The 12,661-nt window shown below is 73.9% G+C and carries 12 protein-coding genes; 8 read left to right on the top strand and 4 right to left on the bottom strand.

Annotated elements, in window-relative coordinates; all coding sequences use genetic code 11:
- Positions 1-43: 43 nt before the first annotated feature.
- Positions 44-1,936: a caspase family protein gene (locus IE248_RS11305; protein ID WP_190030639.1), complete on the bottom strand. Its 1,893-nt coding sequence runs from the start codon at positions 1,934-1,936 to the stop codon at positions 44-46.
- 158 nt (positions 1,937-2,094) lie between these two features.
- Here IE248_RS11305 and IE248_RS11310 point away from each other — a divergent pair, with 158 nt between their 5' ends.
- From IE248_RS11310 to IE248_RS11340, 7 genes are all read left to right on the top strand, one after another.
- The gene (locus IE248_RS11310) at positions 2,095-2,589 is read left to right on the top strand and encodes a hypothetical protein (RefSeq protein WP_190030640.1); all 495 of its coding nucleotides are present in this window, start codon (positions 2,095-2,097) and stop codon (positions 2,587-2,589) included.
- Entirely contained in the window at positions 2,586-4,358 is a 1,773-nt protein-coding gene (locus IE248_RS11315) for a hypothetical protein (RefSeq protein WP_073798599.1), read from the top strand. The genes IE248_RS11310 and IE248_RS11315 overlap by 4 nt, the downstream gene beginning before the upstream one ends.
- Complete coding sequence (locus IE248_RS11320; RefSeq protein WP_037798811.1) at positions 4,355-4,540, top strand: hypothetical protein; 186 nt, start codon at positions 4,355-4,357, stop codon at positions 4,538-4,540. Before IE248_RS11315 ends, IE248_RS11320 begins: the two co-directional genes overlap by 4 nt.
- The gene (locus tag IE248_RS11325) at positions 4,474-5,127 is read left to right on the top strand and encodes a hypothetical protein (protein WP_229895255.1); all 654 of its coding nucleotides are present in this window, start codon (positions 4,474-4,476) and stop codon (positions 5,125-5,127) included. The genes IE248_RS11320 and IE248_RS11325 overlap by 67 nt, the downstream gene beginning before the upstream one ends.
- Before the next feature lie 22 nt (positions 5,128-5,149).
- The gene (locus IE248_RS11330) at positions 5,150-6,715 is read left to right on the top strand and encodes an AAA family ATPase (protein WP_190030641.1); all 1,566 of its coding nucleotides are present in this window, start codon (positions 5,150-5,152) and stop codon (positions 6,713-6,715) included.
- Between the two features lie 120 nt (positions 6,716-6,835).
- Positions 6,836-7,666: an NAD(+) synthase gene (gene nadE, locus IE248_RS11335; RefSeq protein ID WP_008744134.1), complete on the top strand. Its 831-nt coding sequence runs from the start codon at positions 6,836-6,838 to the stop codon at positions 7,664-7,666.
- A gap of 454 nt (positions 7,667-8,120) precedes the next feature.
- On the top strand, positions 8,121-8,447 hold the full coding sequence (locus IE248_RS11340) for a hypothetical protein (RefSeq protein ID WP_159031949.1): 327 nt from the start codon (positions 8,121-8,123) through the stop codon (positions 8,445-8,447).
- On the opposite strand, the gene IE248_RS11345 is transcribed toward IE248_RS11340, so the two are convergent.
- Both IE248_RS11345 and IE248_RS11350 read right to left on the bottom strand, forming a co-directional pair.
- A complete protein-coding gene (locus IE248_RS11345) occupies positions 8,444-8,815 on the bottom strand; it encodes a VOC family protein (RefSeq protein WP_100580906.1) in 372 nt (123 codons plus the stop codon). The two genes, IE248_RS11340 and IE248_RS11345, sit on opposite strands and share 4 nt — an antisense overlap.
- 42 nt (positions 8,816-8,857) lie before the next feature.
- The gene (locus tag IE248_RS11350) at positions 8,858-10,744 is read right to left on the bottom strand and encodes an ABC transporter ATP-binding protein (RefSeq protein WP_073798601.1); all 1,887 of its coding nucleotides are present in this window, start codon (positions 10,742-10,744) and stop codon (positions 8,858-8,860) included.
- 241 nt (positions 10,745-10,985) lie between these two features.
- On the opposite strand from IE248_RS11350, the gene IE248_RS11355 reads away from it, so the two are divergent.
- On the top strand, positions 10,986-11,408 hold the full coding sequence (locus IE248_RS11355; RefSeq protein WP_008744137.1) for a DUF350 domain-containing protein: 423 nt from the start codon (positions 10,986-10,988) through the stop codon (positions 11,406-11,408).
- Between the two features lie 38 nt (positions 11,409-11,446).
- Here the strand turns inward: IE248_RS11355 and IE248_RS11360 are convergent, their stop codons facing one another.
- Positions 11,447-12,658, bottom strand: a complete 1,212-nt coding sequence (locus IE248_RS11360; RefSeq protein WP_190030816.1) for an acyltransferase family protein — start codon at positions 12,656-12,658, stop codon at positions 11,447-11,449.
- Positions 12,659-12,661: the final 3 nt, after the last annotated feature.

Genomic DNA, 12,661 nt, shown 5'->3' on the forward strand with positions numbered 1-12,661 from the left:
GCTTCGGGGCTCCGGCCCGCAGCCGCCGCCCGGCCCCGGGGTCTCAGCCGGGGAACACCGTGCGCAGCGCCACCGTGCGCGTCGCCCACTGCCCCGCCGTGCCGGGGGGCACCGGGCCCACGTCCCGCCCGGCCGCCGGCCGTCCCGGCGGGGCGGTCAGCCGCAGCAGGCCGTCCCCGGGCGGGGCGGCCGGGCGCCAGGACCAGCGATTCCCGGGCACGTCCGGATCCCAGGCGTCCAAATGGAACGGCACCGTATTCAACTCGCCCTCGGCCGAGACCAGTTTGAGCCAGTCCCGGACGCTGGCCCCCGGCCCGGCCGGCCGCGACGCGGGCAGGCTCAGCCGGACGGGCGCCCCGTCCAGCGCGTACCCGGTGCCGCCGGGCCCGATGAACTGGCCGGGGAACAGCGAAGACCCGGCGCCGAAGCGGTCGTTGAGGTCCAGCAGCACGCACCACAGCGGCCGGTGCCCGGTGTTGCGCAGCCGTACCGACACCCAGGGCTCCTGCGGGCCCACGTACTCCCGGACGATCTCCCCGTTCCCGTCCGGTACGAGCGGCGGCGCGTCCTCGTCGCCCCAGGGCAGCACCTCCACCCGGACGTGCCCGCCCAGCGGCGAGAGCCCCGCGTCGAGATCGCGGATCCGGTACCACTGCGCCAGCCGGACCAGGCACTCCCCGAGCCGGGCCGCGTCCGCCGCCCCCGCCAGCGGGAGCGGGGCCACGTACGGCGACCCGTCGCGCCGCAGTACGTGGGCCAGCGCGCCCCGCACCTCGACGCGGAACAGCAGCGCCGCCCGGTCGGCCTCCTCGGAGCCCTCGGCCGCCCCGCGCAGCAGCGGGGAGGCCGGCAGGGCCACGCCGCCGCCGGAGAACACCACGGCCGCCGGGGGCAGGGCGAGCGCCGACAGCGCGACCTGGTGCACCGCCCCGGGGTCCGGGGTCCAGCCGTCCGGATCGACCAGGGTGCGGTCCGCCTCCACCTCCCGGGCCCGTACGGGGCCGCCCGGCGCGGTGAACTCGGTGCCGGCCCCGCCGGTCAGCCCGTGCGCCCGGCCGCAGTCCACCTCCCAGCCGTCCGGGCCGTGCCGCAGCAGGTGCGGGCTCGGCGCCCGGGCCGCGCCGCCCAGCAGCGGCCGGTCCGCGAGCCCGCCCGGCTCGGCCGGGAACAGCACCGGGTGCTGCCCCTCCACCCGCAGCCGCACCCGCGCGTGGGCCCCGGCGAGCAGTTCCCGGCCGGTCACCGCCGGCCCGGCCCGGTGCAGGGCGCCGGCCAGGGCGTGGGAGAACACCCCGTGGACGCGCGAACCGCCGGGGCCGTCGGCGCTGTCGGCGTCGTCGGAGCCGGGGAAGGCGCACTCGTACGAGAGCTGCCCGAGCCGGCTCGCCGCCAGCAGCAGGTGCCGCGGCCGGGTGTCGGGCCCTACCGCGTCCCGCGCCGCCGGGGGCGGCCGCCAGCCGGGGCGCGGCGGCAGGTACCGGACGCGGCCCCTCTCCTGGCGGGTGGCGCCGCCGGAGAAACAGCAGTCCAGCACCGCCACCACCGAGGCGCCGCCCGCCGCCGCGCCGTCGAGCAGCGGGCCGAGCCGCTTGTCCGGCAGCGGCCCGTCGGTGCACACCAGCGCCTGGCAGCGGCCGGTGGGCTCGACCGTCAACTCCTCGGCGGTGTCCGCCGCGTACTCCGTACCGTGCCCGGAGAACCAGAACAGCGCGGTGTCACCGGGGCCGGCCCGCCCCAGGTGCGAGCGGATCGCCTCCTCCACCGCGGCGACCGTGGCGGCCCCGTCGAGCAGGCTCAGCGCCTCCAGCCGGCCCGCCGCCCGGCGCTCCAGCGTGGCGCGAGCGCGAGCCACGTCGTTCAGACACCCGCGCAGATCCGCCCGTCCGCCGTCGCCGTACGCGTTGATGCCCACCAACAGGGCGTAAACCTTCGCCATGGCACCAGTCTGCGGCCGCCCACCGCACCGCACTGGCCGAAAACCGGTCGGATCGCGGGCGCATCCGGGTCGCCCGTGGCTCGATTCCGTTTTACAGTCGCATGATTGACGCAACGTCACTAGCCTGCGTGCTCCGCTCATGAAATCCGGGGGAGACCATGGGGTACATCGAGCGTCCGCGCCGCGTCGTGCGACCGGCGCAGGACCTCCACACCACAGCCGGACCCGAGCCGGGCCTCGCGGGCCCCGCCCGTGTCCCCGGCCGTCTGGCCGATCGTCTGCGCAACCGGTCTCCGGAGCTGCTCAAGGCCGTGTCCCGGCTCGACGCCGGCCTCGACGACACGGCGCGCCGGCAGCTCGCCGACTGGATCCGCGAGCACTACGAGGCCCAACACCACACCGCCCCGGTGGGATACGTGGCCAAGTGCTGGCTCGGGCCGCCGTACGTGGACCACGTCCTCGACCTGTTCGGCACGATCCTCACCCACTACACCCCCGGCGATGTGATGCCCTCGCCGTACGGCGAGGCCAGGATGCTGGCCCGCAACGCCAGTTACGCCTGCGTAGAGGTCTATTCCGACGGGCTGGTGCTGCCCGTCCTGACGAACGGGTCCGTCGTACGGCCCGGCGGACGATCGGAGAACCAGCAGTGACGGAAACGGACTACGCCCTCCACCGGAAGGTCGCCGAGGTCAGCCGCCTCGTCGTCCAGGTCGCCGAACAGGTCGGCCACGTCTCCGGACAGGTCACGGCCGTCGAGGCCGGAACCCAGCAGACCCGGACCGAACTCCAGCAACTGCGCGACGAGTTCCGCGCGTTCGTCGACCAGGCCAGGCTCACGGCCGCGCTCCAGCGGGCGGAGACCAAGGTCGGCGTCATCCAGGACCAGCTCGACCACGAGTTCGGGCACCACAAGGTGGTCCGGCGCACCGCCGTCGGCATGCTCCAGGCCTTCGACATCGGCCTGGTCTCCGAGGACACCGTCCGCATGGTCGGCGACCAGCTGATGCTCCAGACCCCGCGCTACTGGCTCGCGCCCGCGCTCGTCGCGCTCGCCGCCTGGTCCGCCGACGACCCTGCGCTGTGCGAACGCGCCGTACAGGAGTCCTTCCGCCGCTCCCCGGACCGCACCTCGCTGTTCTTCGCCCTCGTCCTGCGCCGCCAGGGCCGGCACGCCGAGTCGACCCGCTGGCTGCGGCACTACCTGATGGCGCAGGACCCGGCCGCGCTCGGCCGCGAGTTCGCCGTCATCCTGGAGTCGGTCGCCCAGGGCGCGTTCGGCGCCGCCGGCCGCGGCATGCTCCGGGACACCATGGACGAGTGGCACGAGCTCCTCGCGAGCGACGAGGGCGCCGAAGACGCCCAGATCGACCGGTGGCGCGCCGAGATCGGCGGCCTGTGCCCGCCGGTGGCCGCCGACGAGTTCCCCTTCCTGTCCCGGGTGTCACCGCAGTGGCCGCCGCTCGCCCAGGTGCTCTCCGCGGCCCGCAGCCAGCAGGCCGTCCTCGACAAGTACACGGCGATCATGAACGCCGAACACACCCCGTCGAGCCGCATCGAGGACGCCGTCGACGACATCCTCGACCGGCTGGTCTCCGAGTACGACAACGAGGAACTCCCCCTCCGCCGCGACCTCGCCTTCCAGCAGGCGGTCGTCGCCCACGACGGGGACACCGTCCGCGCGAAGGCCGACGCCGACGCCGACTCGGCCTCGTACGACGAGACCCTCGACTACCTGACCGTACAGAGCACCGCCGCGCTCAACCCGTCCGCGATCGGCACCTCGGAAGCCACCCGCAGGCTCGCCGTGGCCGCCTGCCGGGACTGGTTCCACCACGCCCACCAGGCGGTCTCCGCGGACTACCGCAGCGCCGTGCCCCAGGACGTGTGGGCCCGCTTCGACGCCACCTACCCCATCGGCTCGCAGAGCTTCACCCTGCCCCAGTGGGGCGGCTCCTTCCGCACCCCGCTGCCCGAACTCCAGCAGGACCTCGGCGCGCACTGGGACAAGCACACCGCCCCCTTCGTGGCCGCCCTCGGATACCGGTACACGAGCAAGGTGGCGGTGGCCGCACTCGTCGCCGTGATCGGCCTGTTCATCGGCAGCGCCATCGGCGGGGCCGCCACCGTCGTCATCCCGCTGCTGATCGTCGCCGGCGCGGCGATCGTCATCAACCAGGGTGCGAGCAAGGCCCGCCAGGTGCAGGAGAGCGCCCGGGTCCTGCTCGGCGAGGCCAAGCGCGACGCCCAGCACCAACTGGCCGGTGCCTCGGCCGATCTGACCACCTGGCAGCAGGCGTACGCCGGCGCCGACGCCGTCGAAGCCGCCGTACGGGAGTTCATCGCCTCCCTGTCCACCGCGACCGAGGCCGGCTCCCCGTTCGGCGGCCGCACCGTACCCCGGGAAGGAACCCAGGCATGAGCACGCACGTCCCCGAACAGGGGCCCCCGTCGCGCCGGCTGTGGGCCGCCGGCACCGGCCCCGCCGAGGAGCGCACCACCGCCCGCCTGCGCCGCGTCGTCGACGGGCTGCCCGCGTGGTCCCCGCTGCCGCCCGGCGAGCAGCTCGTCCGGCGTCCCGGCGCGAACCGGAGGGAACCCTGAACACCCTCTGGGGCCACGGCGGCGCCTACCAGACCTGGACCGAGTACCTGACCCGCTGGGCCGAGGAGGGCGGCGCGGGCACCGCGGCGGCCGCCGCCCGGCTGCCGCGGCTGCGGCCCGAGGACTACCACCACGAGACCTGGGTCCGGCTCGTCAACCAGCTCACCGGGGCCGTCGGCCACCGCCTCCAGGCCTGGGCGGACAGCCTGACCGCGGCGCTGGCGGAGGCCGCCGCCGACGAGTTCGCCGCGGGCCGGGCCCTGGTCCAGTCCCGCACCGGCCTCGACACCGTCCGGGCGCTGGCCTCGCACCCCTCCCTGCCCGAGGACCTGCGCACACAGCTGCGCACCCTGGTCGACGGCCAGATCGAGAACCTCCAGCGGCAGCTGGAGGACCAGCTGACCCGCGCCGTACGCGGCGGCGCCGACCCGACGTGGGCCGAGGAGCGCCGCCGCACCCTGCGCGACAACCCGCTGACCACGGCGCCCGGGGCCACCGGGGCGGGCAGCGCCGCCCCGCCCGCCCCGGGCGGCGGCTGGTCGTACGACCCGGCCACCCCGGCCCGCCGCCGCGTCATCACCGACTGACTCATCGGAGACCCGTAGCCCCATGCCCAACTACGCCGAATGCCACCGAGACCTCGACAGCTACATCTCCGCCCGGGTGCCGGTCATCTGCATGCGCACCATCGAACAGCAGCGCGCCCTGCGGCTCGTCCGCACGGCCGCCACCCACGCGCGGCGCGGCAACATGCCGTTCTGGATCTACACCCGGGCCACCGGACTGCGGGACCTGCGCACCAACGCCCCGCTGATGGACGACCGTTCGCTCACCGGGGCGATGGAGTACGCGGCCGGCCAGTTCACCGCCCGCCCCAACGCCACCCTCGTCCTCGTCGAACCCGACGACCTCGACGCCGACACCCCGCTGACCCGGCACATCGCCGAACTGGCCCGGCTCGCCGACACCAACATGGGCAGCATCATCCTGATCACCGACAGCCCGGTGTGGAGCGGCCTCCAGCGCCTCGGGATGAGCCTCCAGCTGGAGCCGCCGGACGCCGACGAGATGTACGCGACCCTCTCCGCCTTCCTCGACGACCACCGGGGCCACATCCCGATCGCCTGGGACGAGCAGGACATCCGGCGCGCCTCCGAGTTCCTCGTGGGCGTCACCGAGGGCGAGGCGATCAACCTGATGGCGACCGTCGCCGCCAAGGGCTCGGTGGACGAGGGGGACGTCCTCGTCCTCGCCCAGTCCAAGGACCGCATCTTCAACGACCTGACCGGACTCCAGAAGGTGCCGCTGAAGGCCGCCGACTACGCGGTCGGCGGGCTCTCCAACCTCCGCGACTGGCTCCGGCGCCGGGGCCGCCTGCTCCAGGCCGACCTGCGCGCCACCGACCTGCGGCCGCCGCGCGGGGTACTGCTCGTCGGCGTCCCCGGCTGCGGCAAGTCGCTGTCCGCGAAGGCCATCGCCGCGCAGTGGCAACTGCCGCTGTACCGGCTCGACATGGGCTCCATCCACGGCAAATACCTCGGCGAGTCCGAGGGCCGCTTCCGGGAGGCCCTGGAGACGGCCGACCGGGTCGCGCCCTGCGTCCTGTGGATCGACGAGATCGAGAAGGGCCTGGCCGGGGCGGGGGACGGCACGGGGGTCCCGCAGCGGATCATCGGCCAGTTCCTCTTCTGGCTCCAGGAGTCCCAGTCGCGCTCCTTCGTCGTGGCCACGGCCAACGACGTCCGCAGCCTGCCGCCGGAGCTGCTGCGCAAGGGCCGCTTCGACGAGCTGTTCTTCGTGGACCTGCCCGACGCCCAGGACCGCGAGGAGATCATCGGGATCTACTACCGGCGCTACCTGAAGGCCGACCCCGATCCCGAACAGCTGGCCCGCCTCGTCGACCTGTCCGAGGGGTTCGCCGGCTCCGACATCGAGGCGGCCCTCCACGACGTCGGCGCGGAGGTCTACCTCGGAGGGGGTACGGAGAACCTCAGGCCCGCCTTCGTCCTCGACACCTTCGCCAACACGGTCCCGCTCAGCCGCAACAACCCGGAGCAGATCGAGGAGATCCGCGCCTGGGGCCGCGAGCGCGCCGTCCCGGCCGGCCGCTTCACGGCCACCACCGCCCAGGGCCCGGCGGCCCCGGCCCGCCGCATCGTCTTCCTGGACGACTGACGACCGGGGACGGGCCGACCGGGGACGGGCCGACCGGGGACACGCCGGCCGGGGGGCTTCGACTAGGGTCGGTGGGAAGCACAGCACACCGTGCACCACCATCGACCACGAGGAGCAGCCGTGAGCCGGCCGGCGTCCACCGTTCTGCAGCAGGAGATCGCCCGGGAACTCCAGGTGTCGGAGACCTTCGACGCCGAGCGGGAGATCGAGCGCCGGGTGGCGTTCCTGGCGGAGCGGCTCACCTCCACCGGGCTGCGCTCCCTGGTGCTCGGGATCAGCGGGGGAGTGGACTCCACCACGGCGGGACGGCTCTGCCAGCTCGCCGTGGAGCGGGCCCGCGCGGCCGGCCACGAGGCGGTCTTCTACGCGATGCGGCTGCCCTACGGCGTCCAGGCCGACGAGCACGACGCCCAGCTCGCCCTGGGCTTCATCCGGGCGGACCGGGTGCTGACCGTGGACGTCAAGCCCGCCAGTGACGCCGCGCTGGAGAGCGCGCTGGCCGGCGGCACCGTCTTCCGGGACGCCGGGCACCAGGACTTCGTACAGGGCAACATCAAGGCCCGTCAGCGCATGGTCGCCCAGTACGCGGTGGCCGGCGCGCACGACGGCCTGGTCGTCGGCACCGACCACGCGGCGGAGGCGGTCTCCGGCTTCTTCACCAAGTTCGGGGACGGCGCGGCCGACCTGGTCCCGCTGACCGGCCTGACCAAGCGCCGGGTCCGCGCCGTGGCCGACGCCCTGGGCGCCCCCGCCGCGCTGGTCTGGAAGACCCCGACGGCGGACCTGGAGACCCTGGCCCCGGGCAAGGCCGACGAGGACGCCCTCGGTGTCACCTACGACGACATCGACGACTTCCTGGAGGGCAAGCCCGTCGACGAGCGCGCCTTCGACACGATCGTTCGCCGCTACCGCCTCACGGAGCACAAGCGCCAGCTCCCGATCGCGCCGTAACACCGTTGGGAGCGCGTCGCACCGCCTCCCGACCCACTGCCGTGCCCCACCCCCACCGCCGCGGCGCCCCCCGCCCCGGCAGCCGAGGACCGTCTCACGACCCCCGGCCCCCGACCATGGAGAAATCGGCTTGCGTGGCTTCATACCGGGAGCGGTGACACTCCTCGTCCTGTCTTGCGCGGCGTCGGGGTGCACCGGTGAGGAACCGCGGGAGCGGGGGCGGGCGTCGCTGACCTCCGCGGATCTCGAGGACGCAGTGCTGGCGGGGGAGCACTCCGGGTTCGAGGTCATACCGCAGCGAGAGCCCTTGCTGGAGGACATGGACGTCGTGACGGCAGCCGAGCCGTCCTGTCAGCCGCTGGCCGACTTGAGGAGTGCCCGGCCCGAGCACCAACCGACTGGCACCACTTGGGCAGCGCTGCGGTCAGGTCACGGGCCCGGCGGCGCGAGCATCGTGCTCACCAGTCTCGCGCAGGGTGAGGCGAAGGCGTGGATGACCGAGCTGAAGGCGGCCGTCACGGCGTGCGAGGACTACTCGATCGCCTCGCAGCGCGGCTGGTCGGACCGGGCCGCCCTCGTGGCGTTGCCGTCCGTTGACGTCGGGGACGAATCTCTGTCCTTCTCAGCCACCAGTCACCACACTCCCGGCGAGTCTCAGGTGACGACGATCGTGCGCACCGGCGGGTCCCTGGCCGTCTACCTCACGCCACCCAGAGGAAAGCAGCTCCCTGCCTCCCTCATGAAACAACAGCACGAGAAGCTCGCGGCGGCCGGGGACTAGCTGCCGCGGGGCTTGGTCTGCTGGACTGCCCAGCCGTTGCCGTCCGGGTCGGAGAAGTAGACGAACGAGCCCCACGGCATGTCCATGATCTCGGTCACCTCGATGCCCCGGGCCCGGAGGTCGGCGTGGGCCTCCTCGATGTCCTCGACGACCACCTGCATGTTGTCCAGGGACCCCGGGGCCATCCGGGTGAGGCCCTTGCCCAGGGCGATCGAGCAGGCCGATCCCGGAGGGGTCAGCTGGACGAACCGGATCTCCTCGCTCACCGTCACGTCGTGGTCGGCGTGGAAGCCGACCCGTTCGTAGAAGGCCTTGGCCCGGTCGACGTCGGTGACCGGGACGGCGACCAGCTCCAGCTTGATGTCCATCACGTACTCCAGGGCCGGGGGAGGGGGCAGGGGCTGGGGCCATCATGCTCCCGTCGTCCGGGCCGCGCCGCCCGGCGCGAACTGCGTCCGGTACAGCTCCTCGTACCGGCCGCCCGCCGCCAGCAGCTCCGGGTGCGTGCCCCGCTCCACGATCCGGCCGTCCTCGACCACCAGGATCAGGTCCGCCGCCTGTACGGTCGACAGCCGGTGCGCGATCACCACGGCGGTCCGCCCGGCCAGCGCCTCGCCCAGGGCCTCCTGCACCGCCGCCTCGGAGGTGGAGTCCAGGTGCGCGGTGGCCTCGTCGAGGATCACCACCCGCTGCCGGGCCAGCAGCAGCCGGGCGATCGTGAGGCGCTGCCGCTCGCCGCCCGAGAGCCGGTACCCGCGCTCGCCGACCACCGTGTCCAGGCCGTCCGGCAGCGAGGCCACGAGGCCGTCCAGCCGGGACCGGCGCAGGGCCTCCCAGATCTCGGCCTCGTCCGCCCCGGGCCGGGCCAGCAGCAGGTTCGCCCGTACCGACTCGTGGAACAGGTGCCCGTCCTGGGTGACCATGCCCAGCGTGTCCCGGATGGAGTCGGCCGTGAGGTCGCGTACGTCGATCCCGCCCAGCCGGACCGCGCCCGCGTCCGCGTCGTACAGCCGGGGCAGCAGCTGGGCGATGGTGGACTTGCCGGCCCCGGAGGAGCCGACCAGGGCGATCATCTGCCCGGGCTCGGCGCGGAACGAGACCTCGTGCAGCACCTGCGTACCGCCGCGCGCGTCGAGGGTGGCGACCTCCTCCAGCGAGGCCAGCGAGACCTTGTCGGCGGAGGGGTAGCCGAAGGAGACCCCGTCGAACTCCACGGCGACCGGCCCGTCCGGGACCCGCCGGGCGTCCGGCTTCTGGGCGATCAGCGGCTCCAGGTCGAGGATCTCGAAGACCCGCTCGAAGCTCACCATGGCGCTCATCACCTCCACCCGGGCACCCGCCAGCGCCGTCAGCGGGGCGTACAGCCGGGTCAGCAGCAGGGCGAGGGCCACGACGGCCCCGGCGTCGAGGGAGCCGCGCAGGGCGAAGTAGCCGCCGAGGCCGTAGACGAGGGCCAGGGCCAGGGCGGAGACCAGGGTGAGCGCGGTGATGAACGCCGACTGGGCCATCGCGGTACGGATCCCGATGTCCCGCACCCGGGCGGCCCGGGCCGCGAACTCGGCGGACTCGTCGGCGGGCCGCCCGAACAGCTTGACCAGGGTCGCGCCCGGGGCGGAGAACCGCTCCGTCATCTGGGTGCCCATCGCGGCGTTCAGCGTCGAGGCCTCGCGCTGCATGGCGGCCATCCTGGCCCCCATCCGCCGGGCGGGCAGCACGAACACGGGCAGCAGGACCAGCGCCAGCAGGGTGATCTGCCAGGAGATGCCCAGCATCACGGCGAGCGTCAGCAGCAGGGTCACCGTGTTGGCGACCACCCCGGACAGGGTGTTGCTGAAGGCCCGCTGGGCGCCGATCACATCGTTGTTGAGGCGGCTCACGAGCGCCCCGGTCCGGGTCCGGGTGAAGAAGGCCACCGGCATCCGCTGCACGTGGTCGAAGACGGCCGTCCGCAGGTCCAGGATCAGCCCCTCGCCGAGGGTGGCGGACAGCCGGCGGGCCAGCAGGCCGATCCCCGCCTCGGCTACCGCGATCACCGCGATGAGCAGCGCGAGCCGGGTGACCGTACCGGTGCCGCGGCCGTCGACGATGGCGGTGACGACCCGGCTGGCGAGCACCGGGGTGGCCACCGCGAGCAGCGCGGTCACCACACTGAGCAGCAGGAAGAGGGTGAGCCCCCGGCGGTGCGGGCGGGCGAAGGCGGCGATCCGGCGCAGGCTCGCGCGGGAGAGCGGCCGGCGGTCCTGCTGTGCGTTGATCGTGCTGTGGAGCGAGGTCCACGCGGTGACTTCCATGTCCATGCCTGGAACGCTAGGACCTCAACCAATGTAGAGGTCAAGGGTTCGCCCGGCCTCACCCTTGCCCGGGGTCCAACTCCCGCTCGTTCGAGCGGTGTTCGAGGCCCCTTCCGTCCGGGTGCCTCGTCCTCGCTTTGCCTTTTCCTGACCTCTCCATGGTCCGCCGCGAGGCCGTGCGATAGATTCGGCCGGCCCCCACGGCAGCACCTCACGTACGTCCATCCCCGCGGAGACAGGCTTACCCATGAGCGACATCGTCAACGGACTCGGCCGCACCAGCGCGTTCGGCGCCCTCGGCCTCGTCCTGCTGATCCTCGGCATCGTCCTCGTGGACGTGCTGACGCCCGGGAAGCTCCCGAAGCAGATATGGGAGGACCGCAACCGCAACGCCGCCGTCCTGCTCAGCTCCGCGCTGCTCGGCATCGGCGGCATCGTCTTCACCTCGATCTGGACGACGTACGACGACTTCGGCAAGGGCCTGCTGTCCACGGCGGCGTTCGGGCTGCTGGGGCTGGTCCTGATGGCGGTCGCGTTCCTGGTGCTGGACTGGGTGACCCCCGGCAAGCTCGGCGCCATCGTGGTGGACCCGGAGCCGCACCCGGCCGTCTGGGTCTCCGCCTCCTGCAACCTGGCTGTCGCCGCCATCGTCGCGGCATCGATCGCCTGACCGCCTGACCGCCTGCGGCGGGACCGGCCCGGCCGGGGCTACGCCAGACCCAGCGCGAACACCCCGAACCCCGCCGCCAGCAGCCCCGCAACGGTCCGCCGCAGGGCGCAGGCGCCGCGCCCGTCCACCGGCGCGGCCTCGAACCGGCGCGCGTGGCGGGCGATCCCCGCCAGCAGCGCCGCGAACACCGGCAGCCACAGCACCCGCACCGCGATCCAGCCCGGGCTGTCCGGGGCCGCCGTCAGCCCGGCCACCTCGCCCACGAACGAGCCGGGAACCGCCGCCGCCAGCAGCGCAGTCTGGTGCCAGCACAGGATCGTCATCGCGCACAGGTTGATCACGACCACCGGTGCCCACAGCGCCGGCCGGGCCAACACCCGCGCCAGCCGGTCCCGCAGCAGGATCGCCGCCCCCGACTGCGCCGCCGCCAGCGCCAGTACCAGCAGCGACGGCGGGTGCGAGTTCGTCCGCGCCTCGCCCGGCACCCCCACCATCGACGCCGGGTAGTGGAACACCAGCAGCAGCGCCGCGAACAGCAGGGCCCCGCCCGCCAGCAGCAGCCAGGCCCCGCGCCGGCCGATCCGCCGCTCGCCCCACGCGACGCCCAGCTGGTACGCGAACAGCCACCCCGGCAGGATGTTCACCAGCGCCAGCCACGCCGGCACCGCGTCCGCGAACGGCCCGTAGCGCAGGAAGTCCACCATCGCGACCGCCCCCAGCAGCGGGGCCGCCGCCCAGCCGCCCAGCCGGCGCGCCGCCCGCACGCAGTACGGGGTCAGCGCCGTGACCACCACGTACACCCCGACGAACCACAGCGGCTGGACCACCAGCTTCGCCCCGGTCCGCAGCGTCACCTCGGGCACCCCCGCCGCGTACAGCACCGGCGCCGCCAGCGCCCACACCACCGTGACCCCGAGCACGGGCCGGCCCAGCCGGACGATCCGGCCCTTCAGCCAAGCCGCCGCGGACCCCTGGCGGCGGTGGTACGAGAGCACCGAGGCGTAACCGCCCACGAGGAAGAAGACGCCGAGCATCTGGAGCACCCAACTGGCCGGGGCCAGGCCGCCGAACGCGGACAGCGGGCTCGCGTTGTGCAGGGCCCCGTCGGAGTCCAGGGTGAACCCGCCGAGCAGCCAGTGCCCGGTCGGTACGGCCAGCAGCGCGAGGGCGCGCAGCCCGTCGACCGCACGGTCGCGGTGGGCGGGGGTCCGCCGCTCGATCCGGTCGGCGGCGGCCGACAGGAAGGTCATCGC

Origin of the sequence: Streptomyces goshikiensis (assembly GCF_014650555.1) — a bacterium.
In the GTDB taxonomy this organism is placed as follows: Bacteria; Actinomycetota; Actinomycetes; order Streptomycetales; family Streptomycetaceae; genus Streptomyces; species Streptomyces goshikiensis.

Bases quoted from the DNA above. Each gene is read 5' to 3' on its own strand.
- IE248_RS11320 (WP_037798811.1), top strand. From the start codon at position 4,355: ATGAGCACGCACGTCCCCGAACAGGGGCCCCCGTCGCGCCGGCTGTGG.
- IE248_RS11350 (WP_073798601.1), bottom strand. From the start codon at position 10,744: ATGGACATGGAAGTCACCGCGTGGACCTCGCTCCACAGCACGATCAAC.
- IE248_RS11305 (WP_190030639.1), bottom strand. From the start codon at position 1,936: ATGGCGAAGGTTTACGCCCTGTTGGTGGGCATCAACGCGTACGGCGAC.
- IE248_RS11360 (WP_190030816.1), bottom strand. From the start codon at position 12,658: ATGACCTTCCTGTCGGCCGCCGCCGACCGGATCGAGCGGCGGACCCCC.
- IE248_RS11330 (WP_190030641.1), top strand. From the start codon at position 5,150: ATGCCCAACTACGCCGAATGCCACCGAGACCTCGACAGCTACATCTCC.
- IE248_RS11355 (WP_008744137.1), top strand. From the start codon at position 10,986: ATGAGCGACATCGTCAACGGACTCGGCCGCACCAGCGCGTTCGGCGCC.
- IE248_RS11310 (WP_190030640.1), top strand. From the start codon at position 2,095: ATGGGGTACATCGAGCGTCCGCGCCGCGTCGTGCGACCGGCGCAGGAC.
- IE248_RS11345 (WP_100580906.1), bottom strand. From the start codon at position 8,815: ATGGACATCAAGCTGGAGCTGGTCGCCGTCCCGGTCACCGACGTCGAC.